The 19366-nt window shown below is 54.1% G+C and carries 13 protein-coding genes; 6 read left to right on the top strand and 7 right to left on the bottom strand.

From position 1 onward, the window contains the following. Positions 1-49: 49 nt before the first annotated feature. Positions 50-1210 (bottom strand): molecular chaperone DnaJ, encoded by a 1161-nt coding sequence (gene dnaJ / locus FW415_RS23495; RefSeq protein WP_148389545.1) that lies wholly within the window; start codon positions 1208-1210, stop codon positions 50-52. A gap of 76 nt (positions 1211-1286) precedes the next feature. Then, a complete protein-coding gene (locus FW415_RS23490; protein WP_148389544.1) occupies positions 1287-1856 on the bottom strand; it encodes a nucleotide exchange factor GrpE in 570 nt (189 codons plus the stop codon). 126 nt (positions 1857-1982) lie between these two features. On the opposite strand from FW415_RS23490, the gene FW415_RS23485 reads away from it, so the two are divergent. Next, the gene (locus FW415_RS23485) at positions 1983-3155 is read left to right on the top strand and encodes a class I SAM-dependent rRNA methyltransferase (protein WP_148389543.1); all 1173 of its coding nucleotides are present in this window, start codon (positions 1983-1985) and stop codon (positions 3153-3155) included. A 218-nt stretch (positions 3156-3373) separates the two neighbouring features. Here FW415_RS23485 and FW415_RS23480 read toward each other — a convergent pair whose 3' ends face one another. The 4 genes from FW415_RS23480 to FW415_RS23465 all read right to left on the bottom strand — a co-directional run bounded on the left by FW415_RS23480 (position 3374) and on the right by FW415_RS23465 (position 12707). Continuing rightward, the gene (locus tag FW415_RS23480; protein WP_148389542.1) at positions 3374-3721 is read right to left on the bottom strand and encodes a T9SS type A sorting domain-containing protein; all 348 of its coding nucleotides are present in this window, start codon (positions 3719-3721) and stop codon (positions 3374-3376) included. 141 nt (positions 3722-3862) lie between these two features. Then, on the bottom strand, positions 3863-4912 hold the full coding sequence (locus tag FW415_RS23475; protein ID WP_148389541.1) for a PorP/SprF family type IX secretion system membrane protein: 1050 nt from the start codon (positions 4910-4912) through the stop codon (positions 3863-3865). A 4-nt stretch (positions 4913-4916) separates the two neighbouring features. Next, positions 4917-7763 (bottom strand): PKD domain-containing protein, encoded by a 2847-nt coding sequence (locus FW415_RS23470; protein ID WP_168208957.1) that lies wholly within the window; start codon positions 7761-7763, stop codon positions 4917-4919. 96 nt (positions 7764-7859) lie between these two features. Next, positions 7860-12707 (bottom strand): PKD domain-containing protein, encoded by a 4848-nt coding sequence (locus FW415_RS23465; protein WP_148389539.1) that lies wholly within the window; start codon positions 12705-12707, stop codon positions 7860-7862. Between the two features lie 216 nt (positions 12708-12923). Between FW415_RS23465 and FW415_RS23460 the strand changes: the two genes are divergently transcribed. Together FW415_RS23460 and FW415_RS23455 are read left to right on the top strand one after the other, a co-directional pair. Beyond that, the gene (locus FW415_RS23460; RefSeq protein ID WP_148389538.1) at positions 12924-13526 is read left to right on the top strand and encodes an SAM-dependent methyltransferase; all 603 of its coding nucleotides are present in this window, start codon (positions 12924-12926) and stop codon (positions 13524-13526) included. A 39-nt stretch (positions 13527-13565) separates the two neighbouring features. Next, a complete protein-coding gene (locus tag FW415_RS23455) occupies positions 13566-14213 on the top strand; it encodes a rhodanese-like domain-containing protein (RefSeq protein ID WP_168208956.1) in 648 nt (215 codons plus the stop codon). 106 nt (positions 14214-14319) lie between these two features. Here the strand turns inward: FW415_RS23455 and FW415_RS23450 are convergent, their stop codons facing one another. Beyond that, on the bottom strand, positions 14320-15834 hold the full coding sequence (locus FW415_RS23450) for a carboxypeptidase M32 (protein ID WP_148389536.1): 1515 nt from the start codon (positions 15832-15834) through the stop codon (positions 14320-14322). A gap of 36 nt (positions 15835-15870) precedes the next feature. On the opposite strand from FW415_RS23450, the gene FW415_RS23445 reads away from it, so the two are divergent. The 3 genes from FW415_RS23445 (at position 15871) to FW415_RS23435 (ending at position 19285) form a co-directional block, all read left to right on the top strand. Continuing rightward, positions 15871-16965, top strand: a complete 1095-nt coding sequence (locus FW415_RS23445) for a Nif3-like dinuclear metal center hexameric protein (RefSeq protein WP_148389535.1) — start codon at positions 15871-15873, stop codon at positions 16963-16965. 3 nt (positions 16966-16968) lie between these two features. Next, a complete protein-coding gene (locus tag FW415_RS23440) occupies positions 16969-17721 on the top strand; it encodes a zinc ribbon domain-containing protein (RefSeq protein WP_148389534.1) in 753 nt (250 codons plus the stop codon). Positions 17722-17797: 76 nt separating this feature from the next. Further along, complete coding sequence (locus FW415_RS23435; RefSeq protein WP_148389533.1) at positions 17798-19285, top strand: tetratricopeptide repeat protein; 1488 nt, start codon at positions 17798-17800, stop codon at positions 19283-19285. The last annotated feature ends 81 nt before the right edge of the window (positions 19286-19366 follow it).

The following is a 19366-nucleotide window of genomic DNA, read 5'->3' as shown; positions in this document are numbered from 1 at the left end:
TAGCGGGATAAAAAAAGGCTGGCCTTTTTTGGGCCAGCCTGCGTATAGCTTAACTGAAAATATCTCTCACTTTTTCGAAAAATCCTTTATCGCTTTTTTCGGGATTGGGTTTGAAGTTCCCGGAGTCCTGCATTTTTTCCAGCATGCTTTTTTCGTCCGCGGTCAGCGTTTGCGGTGTCCATACATTCACATGAATGAGCTGGTCGCCTTTTTCGTAGCTGTTCACGGCGGGGAAGCCCTTGCCTTTCAGGCGGAATATCTTGCCGCTTTGGGTGCCTGCGGGCACTTTGATCTTGGCTTTGCCGTCGATGGTAGGTACTTCGAGCTGTACGCCGAAGGCCGCATCGGGGAAAGAGATATGCAGGTCGTATGCCACGTTCAGCCCTTCGCGCTGGAGGTCGGGATGCGGTTCTTCTTCGATGAGAATGAGCAGGTCTCCCGGTGAGCCGCCTCTTTCGCCGGCATTGCCTTTTCCGCTCATGCTCAGCTGCATGCCTTCCATTACGCCTGCGGGGATGTCGATAGATACGGTCTCTTCTCCGTACTGACGGCCTTCTCCTTTACAGGTGGTGCATTTATTGGTGATCACCTGGCCTTCGCCGTTGCAGGTAGGGCAGGTGGTAACGGTCTGCATCTGGCCGAGGAAGGTCTGTGTGACTTTGCGTACCTGGCCGGAGCCCTGGCAGGTGGTACAGGTCTGGAATGCATTCCTGTCTTTTGCGCCCAGCCCGTTACAGGTAGTGCAGGTGACATGTTTCCTTACCTTGATCTTTTTATTGGCGCCTTTGGCGATCTCTTCATAATTGAGCTTGATCTTTACCCGGAGGTTGCTGCCGCGGGTACCTCTGCCCCGGCGCTGGCCGCCACCGGAACGTCCACCGCCGCCAAAGAAGCTGCCAAAGATATCTTCCCCGAAGATGTCCCCGAAATTGGAGAAGATATCATCCATATTCATATGGCCGCTGCCATATCCACCGCGGTTACCCACGCCGGCATGCCCGAAACGGTCATACTGCGCCCGTTTGTCCGGATCGCTCAGCACTTCGTAGGACTCAGCCGCTTCCTTGAATTTTTCTTCCGCCTCTTTATTGCCCGGGTTACGGTCAGGGTGGAACTGCATGGCTACTTTGCGGTAAGCCTTCTTGATCTCATCCTGCGAAGCAGTTTTGGAAACCCCGAGTATTTCGTAATAATCTCTTTTGGTGGACATGTTCTTATACACTTGTAAAGCCCACTCACCGGAGCGGGCCGTTATTTGATATCAACAATAAATAGCTGTCACATCGTCATTTACCCACGACTACACGGGCATGACGGATGATCTTGTCATTCAGGTAATAGCCTTTTTGCAATACGTCCAGTACCTTGCCTTTCAGTTCGTCGGCAGGGGCAGGGATCTCTGTGATGGCATCATGCAGGTCGGCATCAAATTCCTGCTGAAGGCTGTCCATAGGCTTCAGGCCTTTAGCCTGCAGCACGCTGTGCAGCTTGTTGAAAACAAGCATTACGCCGTCTTTCAGGGCATTCACATCCGTAGCGGTATCCATCTGCTTGGCCGCTCTCTCCGAATCATCCAGCACATCCAGCAGGGCAATGATCACCTCTTTGTTGGCGGTATTTATCAATTCGATACGCTCTTTGGCGTTACGTTTCTTGAAATTGTCAAAATCGGCATTCAGCAGGAGGTACTTCTTCCGCAGCTCGTCCAGTTCCGTACGCACTTTTTCCAGCTCACTTTCCTCGGGCAGGGCATCATTCAAATGGGTAGATCCGCTCTGGTTCTCGTCTGCATTGATATTCGGGATAAAATCCTCCGGCTGCCCATTTGCCTGTATGTCTTGATCTTTTTCTGTCATGATAGTATAAATTGTCTGCAAAGGTACAACGGACAATAATTTTGCCAAGGCTGACGGACGGGACAATTTGGCAGGATTCGGCAAGATCGCCGGAAAGCGTACCTTTGCGCCTGCGAAATGAAATACATGACAAAGGTTTTTCTTAAAAAGAAGATACAGAACAGGGTTTTACTGGGCCATCCCTGGATTTTCGGCAATGAAGTGGGCCAGGTGGAAGGAGCGGTCAGCCCCGGTGATATCGTGGATGTGTTCACCCATACCGGCGTATTTGTGGGCCGGGGATACATCAACCCGCAGTCCCAGATACTGGTGCGCCTGCTGACGCGGGACCGCAACGAGGAGATCAACGACGCTTTTTTTCTGCACCGGCTGGAAAAAGCCTGGGCATACCGGCAAAAGATCGGGTATGTGGAAAACTGCCGCCTGGTGTTCGGGGAGGCGGATGAACTGCCCGCCCTCATCATCGATAAATTCAACGACTACCTGGTCATTCAGACGCTGGCATTGGGTATAGACCGGTGGAAACCGGCTATCGTGGCCGCGCTGGAAAAAATATTCTCACCCAAAGGCATCTATGAGCGGAATGATGTGCCGGTACGGGAACTGGAAGGTCTGCCCCAGCAGAAGGGCTTTTTAAGCGCGCCTTTTGATACCAATATTATCCTGAATGAGAACGGTCTCCGTTTTCATGTAGACATTGAAAACGGGCAGAAAACCGGTTATTTTCTTGATCAGCAGGACAATCGCCGGGCCATTCAGCATATTGTAAAAGGGGCCGATGTGCTGGAAGCATTCTGTTACACCGGCACTTTCTCCTGCCATGCCGGGCATTACGGCGCTAAAAGCGTGCTGGGCCTGGATATTTCGGAGCATGCCGTAGCCACTGCCCGCCGGAACGCGGAGCTGAACGGGCTGCAGGATACCTGCAAATTCATTGCGGTCAATGCATTCGATCAGCTGAAGCAATGGACGAAGGAAGACAGGAAGTTTGATGTGGTGATCCTGGACCCGCCGGCCTTTACCAAAAGCCGGGAGAACATCCAGAAGGCCATTACCGGTTATAAAGAGATCAACCTGCGCGGCATGAAACTGCTCAAACCCGGAGGTTTCCTGGTCACCGCCAGCTGCACCAACCTGGTAGATCCCTCCCTTTTCCTGGAGATCATTGACATGGCTGCGAAAGACGCCCGCAAGAAGTTGCGGCAGGTCACTTTCATGACCCAGGCGCAGGACCATCCGATACTCTGGAATATTGAAAATACGACCTACCTGAAGTTCCTGATCGTGGAAGTGCAGTAACGGAGGCGGACAAGCTGCCGTTTCCGTGACGGGGAGCATATTTCAGTTGATTATTTCGTATCCGCAATGCCACTGACCGGGGGGATCCATGGGGATACTACGGTTATGCAGTGGGTGATCTCAGGGCCAGATGGCATTATCCACCCGGTTTGCCCATAAAAAACGGGTGCATCAGTTCCTGACGCACCCGTTTTTTTATATGAGGATCGTAAGACGATCTACTTGACGACATTGAATTTTCCCGATTCCACCAGCGTTCCATCCTTGTCCCTCAACTGGAAAATATAAATACCGGGGTAGTAATTATCCAGGTTTACCTGGGTACGCTGGCTGATATTCTTGAAGTGGTCTACTTTCTTCCCGAGGAAGTTGTAAACAATAATTTCATATTGTTTATCGTTATTACGCTGGAGTTCCAGAAATATCTTCGTGGATGCGGGATTGGGATATGCTTTAATAACCTTACTCGCACTATCGTTTGACAGTGGTTTTGTGCTTTGGGACCACGCCGGAGCGGATATGGTACAGAGCGCAATAAATAAAAAGAGAGTAAAGTTTTTCAACATAGTATCCAAAGATAACGATTTTTTTAAATATTAGCCAAATGTTTTTGGTTTTGATCCTATTGTAAATATAACAAACGGTACGCCAAATATTGTACAGCGGGCCTTGTTTTTTTGAAATATTTAACGCTTTTTAACATTCGGCTAAAAACTTGGACAAACAACACTATTGAGTGTTGAATTGCGGCTGTTGAGAAAGCTCTTGAATACCATCGACAGTTCAAATCCCCCCATGGCCTGGCTGGCGGTCCGCAGCCGGGAAACATTCACATCATAGCTTACCCCTATTTCATAAGTGCCCATATCCAGCCGTACCATCGGCACCACCGCGTCATTCCACCGGAAGAACAGGCCGCCGTACATCCCCCGGTCAGATTCCAGTCCCTCATCCATCAATCCGTACCCGATCATGGCCCCACCGATGTACTCCTGGTAAGCGCCCTGGTGCAGCTGGTTGTAATGGGCGATCACCTTTACCCGTTCGGAGACGGGAACGGTAATGCCGAAGTTGATGCTCAGCTTCGGGTCCAGCTCCACTGCCTCATCATTGTAAAACGATACTTTCGGGCGGTTGAAGTGGTAATAGGCTGCGCCGATAAAGTAATTGGTGGCTTCTCCCAGCACGCCGTTATAACTCATGCCCACGCCGGCATCCCAGTAGGTGTACCCGATCTTTGCCAGGCGGCCTTCCTCTCCGGTAGGGGAATAGGGGTCGAACCGGCCATTGGTGTACTGGTTGTTGAAGGTCAGCTGGGTGGGATCGAACTGGCGCTGTACGATGCCGCCCATAAAACCCAGGGACAGGAAACTGCTTTTATCTTCACTCAGTGATTTATGGTAATTGATGGCCGGCAGTATCTGCACGGATTGCAGGCGGGAAGCGCCCGCCCGGTCATAGGTCAGCTGCATGCCGGCGGTAACGTGATCGCTGTAATTGCCCACGGGGAATTTCATTTCGCCGCTCACCGTTCCCGTCTGGTACGGAATGGTCACGCTGTTCCACTGGTTGCGGTACACCGCCTGTATCCGCATATCGCCGTTGAAAATGCCAATCAGCGCGGGATTGCGCAGAATAGGCGTTTCAGCGAACTGCGACAGGTGAATATCCTGCGCGGCGCCCTCAAGGGCCCCGCAGCAACAGCACACCAATATCGCAGCCTTCCACCTGTTTTTCATGCTTTTCAGCGTTTTCATGTTGTTATCGTAATAAAGTTACATTGCCTTTTAAATGAAAAGTCTCGTTGGAGTCGCAAAGCAGCTCCACCATGTAGATGTACACATCCGCCGCCAGTTTGTTCCCTTTGAAACTGCCGTCCCAGGCCATGCTCATGTCCTCTACATTGAAATTCTCCCGCCGGAACACTTCCTGCCCCAGGCGGTTGTATATCCGCAGTGACTTCACCGTACGGATGCCCTTGCCGCGGGGATAGAAGATATCGTTCATACCATCACCGTTAGGGGAGAACGCATTGGGGAAGAACACTACGCTCTCGTCGCAGACCAGCTTGATGTTCAGCACATCCGTGCGTTTGCAGCCCTGGTCATTGGTCACTTCCAGCGCATAGTCCATGGACTGGCGCGGGGTGGCGAACGTTTCCGCACAGGTGGCGCAATCGAGATAGGTAGCGGGTTTCCACTCCAGGCTCACTACATCGCTGCTGTACACGGGCGACAGCTGCACCACGCTGCCCACGGTCACCACCTGGTCTGCCCCGGCATTGACGGTTGGCACCGGTTTCACTTCCACATCGATCTGTGCTGTAGCGCCCGGGCAGGCTGCATCATTGCTGGCGCTGACCGTGTAAGTGGTATTGGCGGTGGGGGTTACTACCGGCAGGGCGGTATTGGCGCCGATGATCGTGGCATCCGCCGGCGTCCAGCTGTAAGCCGCGGCGCCATAGGCCCGGAGCTGTGCGTTCATGCCGCTGCAGATGGCGGTATCCGCGCTTACGGTCAGGTGCACTTCCGGTACTACATTGATCCGTACTGTATCGCTGACCATGCAGCCGTGTGTGTTAACAGCGGTGGCTATATAGGCGGTATCGATCAGCGGGCTTACCACCGGGTTGTCGCAATTGAGGCAACTGATCTGGTAAAACGGCTGCCATTGAACGGCTGCATTGCTGATGCCCTGCAATGTCACGCTGTTGCCTTCACAGATCTTTTCCTGCGGCGTTACAGCATGCATGACCGGCGTGGGGCGGACGGTGATCTGGATGGTCGTGGAGTCCACGCAATTGCGGGCATCCGTCACCACCAGCTTTACGGGGTACACGCCGCTGGTAGGGTACACCGCAGGCGCTGGCTCCTGGCCGGAAGTGCGCACACCGTTGCCAAGGTCCCAATGCCATTCCGTCAGCGGGATATTGGGCGATGGAATGGAAATATCTTCAAATGTCACGGGTTGCCCTTCGCAGGCATTGCCAGATACCGTTAGCCCCGCTTCGGGTGCAATGACGGTCAGGTGGTTTTGCTTGATGATCGTATCAGGACAATAGGCGGGGTCTTTGTAACGGATGATGAGCATATCCGTGTAGACGCCGGTGTTATGCACGGTTTTAAGGATGTCTTCCTCCGTGGTGGCCAGCACGGAACCGTCCCCGAACCGCCAGTCGTATGTGTCTACCAGGGTGTTGGGCACATGCACCACGCCATAAGGCACCTGGCTGCTCCGGCAGATGGTGCCAACGCCGGTATGGAAATCCGCCGTGAATACCTGGATGGTTTTAAAGAGCGTGCTGACGCATTGCTGCGCCGCGTTCCGCACGGTGAGGCGCACAGTGTAGGTGCCGCCTGTGGTATAAATGTGCTGCGGGTGGATGCTGTTGCTCAAGGGGCTGCCGTCATCAAAGTCCCATTCGTAGGTATCGTCCGGCGAGCCGGTGGAAATATTGGTGAAATCAAAGGCCATTTTGTTATCGCAGCGGCGCTGGAACGTGAAATCCGCTACCGGGCCAAGATTGGTGAGGTTCACCGCGGGGGCGTTGGTGTAACACCCGTTGGAGCCCGCTGCCATTTGTATCGTAACGTTACCGCCTGCACGAAAAATGTGGTTGATGTCGTATGCCGTTCCTTCCTGCGTTGTACCGTCCCCGAAGTCCCAGCGGTAGTGATCTGCATTGACGGCAGAGGCCAGCAGGCGGGTGCTGGTACCGGCGCAGTCGTCTGTGCGGGTGGCGGTGAAGGTTACCTGCTGCGGCGGTGTGCCGGTGCTCACCATTTGGGGGAAAGTACGGGTGGCGGTGCATCCCTGCTGCGTGGTCACGCTCAGGGTAACATCGTAGCTGCCCGTGGCGGTATATTGGTGCGTAATGGCCGGTAGCGCGGTATTTCCGGTATGGCTGTCCCCGAACGTCCAGGCATAGGCGGCTACCGGATCATTATTGATGGTGGCAACACCGGCGCTGAAGCTGGCATCGAAGGGGATGCACCCTTGCAGGCCGGTATTGCTGACCGTTATCTCCGGCGCTGCCAGCAGGATGAAACCTTCTTTCCTGAGGGTCTGCGCGCAGCCGTTGGCGTTAGTAACGGTAAGGCTCACATCAAAAGTGTCGATACCGGTATATTGATGCTGCACGGTGGCTGCGGAAGTGGTCACCGGGGGCGTACCATCCCCGAAATCCCAGGTCCGCTCCACACCCCCCGGCGTCAGGTCCGTAAAAGTTGCCGTATAGGCCCCGCAGGCATAACGGTTATTCACCGTAAAGTCCACCACCGGTCCGGGATAGATCGTCAGGCTCTGGCTGACGCTGCTGGTACTGCCGGCATACCAGGCGGTCAGCGTAACCGTTACCGGGCCGGGCGTGTCAAAATGCACCACAGGGTCCGGCTCCCGGGAACTCCTCCCGTTCCCGAAATCCCAGACCAGGGAAAGCGGTGTACCGGTACTCGTATTATGGAAGGTGACTGACACAGGTGAACATTGGTTTACAGGTGTAACATCATAAGTAAAAGCCGCCTGCTGCGCCTTCAGCATGGCGGGCGACAGGAGCAGGCTCAGCACCGCCAGCAGCTTCCTGCCATGCCGTATGCACAGGTCTTTCATATGAGGTGCAGGGATGTGGGACATTTCTTCAGGATATGGAATACTATAGGTTAAATATATTTCAAATTTATAATATTATTTGGATATAACCATCATTTACCGCAACAGCGTAACATTTCCCTTCATCAGCATCGGTTCATTATTGTCACAGGTCATCTCCGCCGTGTACACATATACGTCCGGCGCCAGCAATTGTCCGTTGAACCGGCCGTCCCAGGCGCAGGAGGCATCGTCCGCATTGCAATTGATCCTTTCAAAGACCAGTTGCCCCCAGCGGTTGAATATCTTGAAGGACTTGATGTTCCTGACACCGCGCCCGCGTATGTAGAAGATGTCGTTCTGCCCATCTCCGTTTGGACTGAAGGAATTGGGAATGAATATATTGCTGCCTTCGCAGACGAGTTTTACCGGCAGCAGCGCGATGGACGTACAGCCGTACTGGTTAGTGGCCGTGATATTGTAGGTCACATTTTCGCGCGGTGTGGCGATGGGGGCGGGGCAATCGGCACAGCTGAGCCACATGTCCGGGTACCATTGCCATTGCACGATATCGGGACTGCCGCTCACGTTCAGCAGCAGCTCAGTGCCGGTGGGCACTACCCTGGCCGGCCCCGGGTCCAGTTCAGGGGAAGGGTGTACGGTCAGCAGCACATCCGCGGTATCCGTAAAGCAGGCATCGTTGCCATAGCCCACCACGCGGTAGCTGGTGGTGGTGGAAGGGCTGGCCATCGGGCTGGCGATATCGGCGCGGCTCAATCCTGCAGCAGGTATCCACTGGTAACGCACGGCCCCGTTCGCATGCAGCTGGGTTTGCCTGCCATCACAGATCACGGCATCCGCAGCGCTCACTTCAAAGGGGAGGGACACGGTAACCCGCGCGGAGTCACTCCGGATGCAGCCAAACTGGTTGATGGCCTGCACGTGATAGGTGGTATCTGTTGCGGGGCTGACTACCGGGTTGGCGGCGGTGGCATCGGAAATATTATAGTTCGTCCAGGTGAACTGGGCAGGGCTGCCGTTGGATAAAAGCTGCAGGTCGTCACCGAGGCATAGTACGCTTTCCTCCGGTGTGACGTTCAGCACCGGCAGGGGATTGATATTGGCGGTGGTTTGCGCCGTATCCGGACAGGTGCCGTTGGGATTCCGGATCACCAGTTGTATATCATGCGTGCCCGGCTCCGTGAAATTCAGCTGCAGCGAAGTGCCTGTGGCATTATTGACGACATTGTCCACCAGCCATTGCCAGCCGGTGCCGGGCAGGTTTTTGCCTTCAGAGCCGGTGATGCGGAGCGGTTCCCCGAGGCAGACGGGCATCACCGGGGCAATGGCCGATTCCGGCCTTGGCTCCACCGTTACCTCCTGCGTGACCTCATCTACACAACCATGCACACTGGTTACGATCAGGCGGGCCTGATAGGTGCCAACGCCGCTGTACAGGAAGGCGGGACTGGCTTCGCTGCTCACATCGTCCGTCCGGCTGTCGTACCCGAAATCCCACTGATAGGTATTCGGTTCGTCATGCCGGGTGTTGGACATGCTGGTGCTGTTATTGGTAAAGAAAACATATCCAAAGTCGCAGGCCTGGCTGGCATCGATGGTGAAATCTGCCCTCACTTCGTCTACGATGATGCTGTCTTCCGGGCCCTGGGCAGGCACCCGGCAGCCCTGATCATCTTCCAGTACCACACGCGGGTAATACACACCGGCCTGCTCGTATTTGTAGGTGAATGAATTGGTCGTTGTCGTGCGTACGGTACCGTTATCCATGTCCCAGATATACCGTACCGCATTGTTGGACACGGCATTGAGCGTCACGTCATGCGGAAGGCAGCCGATCCGGGGCAACATGGTACGGGTACCTATCGGGCCTTTGATCACCACTTCCCCGGTAGCCGTGCTGACGCAATCCCCTTCGGAATAAACATTGAGCGTAACGGCAAAGGTCCCCGGCAGATTGTACACATGGGAAGGCGCCGCAAGGTCCGAGCGGCTGCCATCCCCGAAGTCCCATACCGAGCGTTCATGACCGCTGCTGGTGTTGGTGAACTGTACCAGGATGGGCGGGCATACCGGCAGATCGGCCGGAATAGTGAACCGCGCCTGCGGGTCAGGTACACGGATGTAATCGTTCTTCACGATCGTTTCCGTACAGCCGATATCGTTAGTAACGGTGAGGGACACCGTGTATTCACCCGGCTGCGTATAAACGGGCTGTGGATTGGGCGCTGTGCCGGTGGCGCCGTTGCCGAAGTCCCATGCATAGGTCAGGTTGCTGCCCGTAGCATTGTTCCTGATCAGCGTCGGCTGGTTCATACAGGCCACCGGCGCCGCCTGAAACTCTGCGGTAACGCCGGTTACCGGTACCGGGCGTGTAATGGCGGCCTCACAACCGGCATCGTCCCGCACGAGCAGCCGCACGTTGTAAGTGCCCGGCTGCGCGAAAGCATGTTCATAGTCAACCGGTCTGGTCAGCGGGGATTCCACAGGTGTGCCGTCCCCGAAATTCCAGGCCCACTCCGTAACGCTGTAACCATTGGCGGAAACGGACTGGTCAGTAAAGGCGATATCGTCGCCATCGCAGTTGCGGCCGGAGAAGCTGAAATTCGCGGTGATGCCGTTTACCTGGATGTTCAGCGTATTGGCGTTCACGGGGCAGTTGAGGCGGTCCCTTCCCGAAAAAATCACCGTATAGTTGCCCGGCTGATCGTACCGTTTGGAAATATTGGCGCCGCCCTCCGGCGCGTAAAATCCGTCTCCCCAGGTCCATTGCCAGTACACCATGTTGGCTTCGTTCATGCCCGTACGGGAGAAGGTAACGGCTTCCCCGGCGCATATCTCGTCATCATCCACACTGATCACCGGCCTTTCATCGATCACGCTCACATTCATCATCACCTCATGGTCGCAGCTGCCGTTGCTGACAAAAAGCCTCACCTGGTACTCCCCGGTGGAGGCGTAGGTATGGAGCGGGGATTGTTCCGTAGAGGTATTGCCATCCCCGAAATCCCAGCGCCAGCTGCGGAAGGTGGTGGGGTCAGGACCGAAGTCGGACGCATCGTTGAACTGAACATTCAGCCGGTTCACACAATCCGGCGTGGTGGTGAAACGGGCGATAGGCGGATATATGGTAATGAAATCGGGTTTATAGAGTGTTCTTCGGCAGCCGTAATTGCTGACCGTAAGAAAAACGTCATGCAGCCCTGTTTGCTGAAAGATGTGAGTAGGGTTCTCCTGTGTCAGCACCGCGCCGTCCCGCGGAAGGGACCATTCCCATTCGGTGCCCGGGGGCGTGGAAAGGTTGGTGAAGGTGACGGGGTCGCTGGCGCAGGGGGCTTTGGGGTTCGCATCGAACTCTACCACCGGTATTTCTCCGGCACGAACATTCATCTGGGCGGTGACCTGGCAGCCGCCGGCCACTACAGCGGTCAGCCTTACGGTGAAAACGCCTTGTGTAGTGTAGGTGTGGGCGGGGCTGGGAGCGGTGGAAGTAGTGCCGTCCCCGAGGTCCCAGCTATAGGAAACGATCGGGCCGCCGGCGAGCATGGTGGCGCCGAAATTGGTGTTCAGCGGAATACAGCCCTCTTCCTCTGATGCCCATAATTGCATCCTCGGCTGCGCGATGCGGATGTAATCCGGCCGTGTTACCGTCGCCTCGCAGCCAAAGCTGTTGGATGCGGTAAGCGTTACGTCATATTCACCGAAGTTGTTGTAGGTGTGTGATGGATTGGCGGTATTGCCGGTGGTGCCGTCTCCGAACGTCCATTGCCAGGCGGTGGCATTGGTGGTCTGTGCGGAGAATTGTGTGGTGAAGGGAACAGCGCAGCCTGCCGGCGGCGTGGCGATAAAATCCACTTCCGGCGATTCGTGCACGGTGATCGTTTTTGTAATGGTTTCCATACATCCGGGCAGGCCGGAAGTAAGGGTGAACGTGTAATCTCCCGGCGCCGGGAAATAATACAGCAGGTCTGTGGCAAAACTGGTGCTGCCGTCAGGGAGCGTCCAGGTGGAAAGTGTGGGCCTGGGCATCGTGGTGTTCTCCAGCAGTACGTTCGTACCGGAGCAGGGAGGCTGCAGCGGCTCAAAATCCGCCCTGGTGGTTTCAATGGTCACGTAGGACTGCTTTGTCACCACGGCTTCGCAACCCTGGGCATCCCTGGCCGTGAGCGTAACGGTATATCTTCCTTCCTGCTGATAAACGTGTGTGGGATGCTGAATGGTGGAAGTATTGGCCACCCCGGAAGACGGGTCCCCGAAATCCCAGCTGTACGTCAGCCCGCCCGGCCCGCTGCTCATGAAGTTCACGGTCAGCGGCGTAACGCAGCTGCTGGCAACATCGGAGGTGAAATCGATATTCGGCGTCTGGCCGACATTGATCAGGTTCGGCTGCGTCAATCCATTCGTGCAACCATGACTGTTGGTCACGATCGTGGAGATGGAAAAGCTGCCGCCAATGGTATAGGTATGCGCGGGGTTCGGCTGGGAAGAGGTGATCCCGTCCCCGAAATCCCACACTACGCTGGTGATGGTGCCGGAACCGGGAGTGGACTGGTCTGTAAACTGCACATTCAGCGGCGTGCAACCCTGCTGCGGCGTTACGGAAAAGGCGGCTACGGGATTGGCGTGCACGGTCACCGTATGGGTAACGGACCTGGGCCCGGAAGGGTAGGTGACTGTTAATACAACGTTATACGTGCCGGGAACGGTAAAGATCTTGTCCGCATCGCGGGTGGTGGCATTGGCGCCAAGCCCGAAATTCCAGTCATACGCCGTACCGCCGGCATCGGAAGTATTGGTGAATGAAACGGTCAACGGGGCGCATCCTTCCGTTCTGTCTGCCGTAAAACCAACGGTCTGGGCGAACGCAGTATTACCCGGCGCAGCAAGCACCAGCGATATGGTCATGGTAAAGAGCCACTTAAGGCTCCTGAGTAGGTGGTGGTTCATGGAATGGTTATAGCACAGGTATATGGGTAAATATGCTCCTATCTTAATACTCCATAAAATTAATATTTAAAAAACAATTATCTGTCTACGTTAACATAATGTTTTCAAGCGGTTACCTGATTTATTATTTATTTGCCTCCCGGGAGGATTGTTTTGCATTTCATAATCAATGCATTTAACCCCCTTATTGAGCTAAAGTACAAACAGAGATCAGGTATGCCTGCATTAGACAAAGGTTATTGGAACGCACGCTACGAGCGGGGCGAAACGGAATGGGACTTGGGAGAGGTTTCCCCTCCGGTAAAAAGCTATATTGATCAATTGCCCAACAAACATCTTCGTATATTGATCCCCGGAGGAGGGAACAGTTACGAAGCCAGGTATTTATGGGACAATGATTTCCATGATGTAACGGTCCTGGATATTTCATCTGTGCTGATAGACAAGCTGAAGCGTGAACATCAGCATACCGGCATCAAATTCGAAACGGGCGATTTTTTTGAACATGAATCAGAATATGATCTGATCATTGAGCAGACTTTCCTCAGTTCACTGGACCCTGCCCTCCGCCAGGCCTATGCACGGCATATGTACGATCTGCTCTGGCAACAGGGCAGACTGATCGGCGTACTGTTCAACCGCGAGTTCGGTGAATCCGGCCCCCCCTTCGGCGGCAGTATCAAAGTGTATCGCCGGATGTTCGAACCCTACTTCCATTTCAAGACCTTCGCACCCTGCCATAACTCATTTCCCGCGCGCCAGGGCAAGGAAGTATTCATCAACTTCCGGAAACTGGATAATCTTTCCAAAAGGCGGTAGCTTTGCCGTATGAACAGAATATGCTTATTCGCTTTTGTAATGCTCACTTGGGTGGCAGCAAAGGCGCAGGAGAAGGTTTCACCGGATGCCTTTGAAAAAGGTATGCACAAGCCCGGCGTACAGCTGCTGGATGTGCGCACTGCGGAAGAGTTCAGGACAGGGTATCTCCCCGATGCCCTGCAGGCGGATTTTACCAATAAGGAAGAGTTTTTCAGCCGTATCCGGCATGTGGACAAACACAAGCCCGTTTATATTTACTGCCTGAGCGGCGGACGCAGCGCCGCTGCCGCAAAGTGGATGCGCAGCAACGGCTATACGAATGTGGTGGAAATGGAAGGTGGTATCATCTCCTGGAAGAAAGCCGGGAAAACGCTGACCGGTAGTGACAAGAACCCGCAGATGACCATCAGCGCATACGCATCCGCCGTCAGCGTTAAAGGATGGGTATTGGTGGATGTAGGCGCTGCCTGGTGCCCTCCCTGCCGGAAAATGGAACCGGTCGTACAGCAGCTGGTCAGCGACAAAAAACTGAAACGCGTGAATGTTGACGGCGGCAAAGATGCTGACGTGATGAAAACAATAAACGCCGGCACCCTGCCTACGTTCCTGTTGTATAAGGATGGAAAGGAGGTCTGGCGCAAAGAGGGGCTGGTGACCATGGAAGCGTTCCTGGCGGCGATGAAATGACGGTTATGCCGCTAATGCATGCCGGAAAATATCTTTTTCGGAGATCGTAATCCCCAAAATCAGCCTTTTTTGGGGATCATAATCCCCAAAATCCAACTTTTTACCCTCAACCCAGGTTGTAGATCCCCCCGAATTTCTCTTTCGCATAATCCAGGAAATAGCGGAATTCCAGCTTTTCTCCCGTTACCCGTTCGCATAATTCATTGGAAGTATAGAACCGCCCGTGTACATGCACCTGTTCACGCAGCCACTGCAAAAGACGGTCGTAAGAACCGGCCGCAATGTTGTGCTCCAGGTCAGGCACCTGCTTTTTAGCGGCGGCGTAGAATTGCGCGGCGTAGAAGCTGCCGAGGGAATAGGTGGGGAAATAACCGAAGCTGCCGTGGGACCAGTGGATGTCCTGCAGCACGCCCCGTACGTCGTCCGGCACTTTTACCTGCAGGAAATCGCTGTAGTACCGGTTCCATATGTTCCGCAGGTCCTTTGTTGCGAGGGTGCCGCCGATCAGGCCTTTTTCGATCTCGTAGCGGATCATCACATGGAAGTGATAGGTCAGCTCGTCCGCTTCCGTGCGGATGAGGGAAGGCTGCACGAGGTTGATAGCATGGTAGAAGTCACGGATAGGCACGGCCAGCAGGTTGTGGCGGAAAAGGCTTTGCAGGTGGCCGTAATGGTGCTGCCAGAAGATAAGGCTCCGCCCTACATTGTTTTCCCAGAGGCGCGACTGGGATTCGTGGATACCGAGGCTGGCGGCTTCTCCACAGGGCAGGCCGTATTGTTCGGAAGGCAGGCCCTGCTCATAAAGGGCGTGGCCGCCTTCATGAATGCAGCTCCAGGTCATATTGCCCAGGTCTTTTTCATCAATGCGGGTAGTCACCCTTACATCCTGCGGGGAAAAGCTGGTGGTGAAGGGATGTTCGGACACGTCCTGCCTGCCGGCATTCATATCGTATCCCATCGCCTTGAGCAGGTTCAGCCCGAACTGCCATTGCAGGTCTTTCGGGTAATGAAGGTGCAGGAATTTATTGTCCGGCACCGGTTGCTGCGCGATCTGTTGCAGCAGGGGCAGGAGGGAGGTCTTTACATCGCTGAACACTTTATCCAGCATCTGCACATCCGCCCCTTTCTCGTATTCATTCAGCAGGGCGTTGTAAGGATGCCCTTTGTACCCAAGTATATCCGCTTCCCTTTTTTTCAATTCCACCATCCTGTTCAGGGAAGGCTCAAAGGTCTCGAAGCTATTCTCCTTGCGGGACTTGATCCAGGCATGGTAAGCGATGTTGGTGGCGATAGAAATCTCCGCCACGAACGCGGCGGGATATTTGCGGTTCTTTTCGTAGTCTTCGAGGGAAAGCGCTACATTTTTCTGTTGTACGGAGTCCAGGTCACCCCGCTGGCGCAGCTCCTGCAACAGGTCGCCTAGGGCCGGCTCGGTGAACAGTTCATGGGCAATGGTACTCAGCGTGGTCAGCTGTTGTCCGCGGAAAGCGGCGCCGGCGGGAGGAAGATAAGTTTCCTGGTCCCAGCCCAAAACGGCCATAGCATTGCGGACATCGGCTATTTTCTGCATCTTCGCGCTGTATTCTTCGTAAAGCGCCGGGGTTGATTTTTGCACAGTCATCGAAACAAATTTATTTTTACAAATCTATATTAAGTTATGATCATCCGTGATATTATACAAATACTGGAAACTTTTGCCCCCTTGCCATACCAGGAATCCTATGATAATGCCGGCCTGTTGTTCGGTAATGCCGGTATGGAGGTGAAGGGAGTACTGCTCACCCTGGACGCTACGGAAGCTGTGCTGGATGAAGCGATCGAAAAAGGCTGCAACCTGGTGATCGCTCATCATCCCATCGTTTTTGGAGGGCTGAAGAAGATCACGGGCGGCAACTACGTGGAAAGGGTGGCCATCAAGGCCATAAAGCATGATATTGCAGTATATGCGGCCCATACGAACCTGGACAATGTGCGGGGAGGCGTCAGCGCCATGATGGCGGAGCAGCTGGGCCTGCAGCAAACGAAAGTGCTGGCTCCCAAAAAGGAACTGCTGCGCAAGCTGTTCACTTTTGTACCGGTGGCGGATGCGGAGATCGTGCGGGCGGCTTTGTTTGCCGCCGGCGCAGGCCATATCGGCAAATACGGGGAATGCAGCTTTTATCACGATGGTACCGGCAGCTTCAAAGGGGCTGCCAATACGGACCCCTACGTGGGCAAACCCGGAGAGCGCCACCTGGAGCCGGAGACCAAGATCGAAGTGATCTTTCCCGCCCACCTGGAAGACCGGGTGGTACGGGCCATGCTGCAGCACCACCCCTACGAGGAGGTGGCCTACGATATCGTGAAACTGGAAAATGAATACGCAGAGGCCGGATCGGGCTTGATAGGCACCCTGCCGGAGGAAATGCCGGAAATGGACTTCCTGCGGCTGGTCAAAGAAAGGTTCCGGACCGGATGCGTGCGTTATACCCCAATGCGGGGGAAACCGGTCAGGACCGTAGCCGTTTGCGGAGGGGCAGGCAGTTTTCTGCTGAAAAAGGCCAAAAGCGCCGGAGCGGATGCCTATGTGTCAGCCGACTTCAAGTACCATGAATTTTTTGATGCTGAAAATCAATTAATTATAGCAGATGTGGGACATTTTGAGAGCGAACAGTTCGCAGTGGACTTATTTTATCATATATTGACGGAAAATTTCCGTAATTTTGCGCCTCTAAAATCTACCATCAATACAAACCCGGTAAATTATTTATAATACATGGCTACTGTTAAAGAATACAACGTCGAGGAAAAACTGGTTGCTGTACTGAAGCTACAGAAAATCGATTCCAAGTTGGATGAAATCCAGATCCTGAAAGGGGAGTTGCCGATGGAAGTGCGGGACCTGGAAGACGAGATTGAAGGCCTTAATCACCGCCAGGCGCATATCGAAGACGAGCTCAAGAGCATCACGGACTTTGTGGCGGCCAAAAAAGCGGCGATCAAGGAAGCAGAGGCGCTGGTGAAGAAATACGAGAAGCAACAGGACAATGTAAAGAACAGCCGCGAGTTTGAAGCCATTTCCAAAGAAGTGGAAATGCAGAACCTGGAGATCAAACTGGCTGAAAAGCATATCAAGGACGCCAATGAAGAAGTGAAAGAGAAAGCACGCATCCTGGAAGTGGCCAAAAAGGCGGTAGCCGATAAGGAAACCAACCTGAAGCACAAGAAAGGCGAACTGGAAAAGATCATCAGCGAAACTGACAACGAAGAGCGCGCTTTCGAAAAGCAAAGCGAGGAAGCCCGCACCAAGGTAGACCCCCGTTTACTGCAGGCATATGAAAAGATCCGCAAGAACTATCGCAACGGTCTCGCTGTGGTAACCGTGATCCGCGATTCCTGCGGCGGTTGCTTCAACGCCATTCCCCCGCAAAGGCAGGCAGAGATCCGTCACCGTAAAAAGATCGTTGTATGTGAGCACTGTGGCCGTATTGTAGTGGATAACGACCTCGAAGCCACCGTAACGATCTGATAAACGCTGCTGACAGCAAACTATTTTGAAGAACTCCGCGCACTTCCATTGCGCGGAGTTCCTTATTTTTGCCCCTATGCGTTTTCTTTTCGTCATCACGCTTTTTTTCAGTATATCCGTTAACGTAAGTGCGCGGCAGAAACACTATGATTTCAACGCACGTTGCCGGGAAGCTTACGATGCGGTCATGCAGCTTCGGCTGGATGCCGGCAGGGCGCTGCTGGAAGAAGAGAAAAGATCGGACCCCGACAATCTCATTCCCTATTTCATTGATAATTACATCGATTTCTTTACGCTTTTCTTTAATGAAGACCCGGCGCAATATGCCCGCCAGCGCAAATTCCGCGCAACGCGCCTGGAGCTTATGGCCGAAGGGCCGAAGGGATCGCCCTATCATCTCTATACGCAGGCCGTGATCAAATTCCAGTGGGCCATGGTGAAAGTGAAATTCAGCGAGAAATGGGATGCCACCTGGGAGATCCGCAAAGCCTACTTCACCCTGAAAGACAATCAGAAGAAATTCCCGCAGTTCCTGCCCAATAATATGATCATCGGCTCCATGCAGACCGTCTTCGGCACCATCCCCGAAGGCTACAAATGGATCACGAATATCCTTGGCCTGCGCGGCAGCATCAAACAGGGCATGCAGTTGCTGCAAAGCGTGATAGACAGCAACGATCCCACAGCTGCGATCTTCCGGGAAGAATCCTATTATTACTACTGTTACCTGAAACTGTTCATCGAGAACAAACCGGAACAGCTGTGGCAGTTCATCCGGCAGAAACAGCTGGATATCCGCAACAATTACCTCTTTGCGCTGATGGTGGCCAATCTGTCTCTGAACGACCAGAAGGCGGAGCAGGGTATCAGGATACTGACTGAACGCAATCACAGCAGGGAATACGCAACGATACATTATCATGATTATGTGATGGGGTTGTTGAAGCTGGAGCGGCAGGATGCGGATGCCATCACTTACCTGGAACGGTTTGTACGCGAGTTCAGGGGCAAGTTCTACGTGAAAGAAGCCTTGCAACGGCTGAGCTGGGCCTATTATCTGAAAGGGGATGCGGCTACCGCCAGCAAATACCGGGCGATGGTGCTGCAGCGCGGCAACCAGGAAACGGATGCCGACAAGCAGGCACAGAAGGAAGCGAAGAACGGCAAATGGCCCAATCCCTTACTGCTGCGCGCCCGGCTGATGAGTGACGGGGGATTTTATCAACAGGCCCTCAACCTTCTGCTCGACAAACGCGCAAACGACTTTGCTACGGTGGAAGAGAAACTGGAATTTGCTTACCGCCTGGCCCGCATTTATGATGAAATGGGGCAGGATGACAATGCCATCAGATTGTATGAGACCACGGTAAAGCTCGGCAGCAACCGCCCGGAATATTTTGCTGCACGGTCCGCCCTGCAGTTGGGATATATCTATGAGAAGTCCGGGAACAGCACCAAAGCAAGGCAGTCCTTCCAGGCCTGCATGGATATGGAAGGGCATGATTATAAAAATTCCCTCGACCAGCGCGCCAAGTCGGGCCTGCTGCGCCTCGACGGGAAATAGGCGCCCCGGGGCCGTCGCGGACAGATGAAAGGTGGAAAAATAGTGACCGGCGTTACGAATTATATTAAGATATTGCACAAG

The organism is Chitinophaga sp. XS-30, from assembly GCF_008086345.1.
GTDB lineage: Bacteria > Bacteroidota > Bacteroidia > Chitinophagales > Chitinophagaceae > Chitinophaga.
Note: the sequence above shows the minus strand (reverse complement) of the source record. Positions and strands in the feature narration are given on the sequence as shown.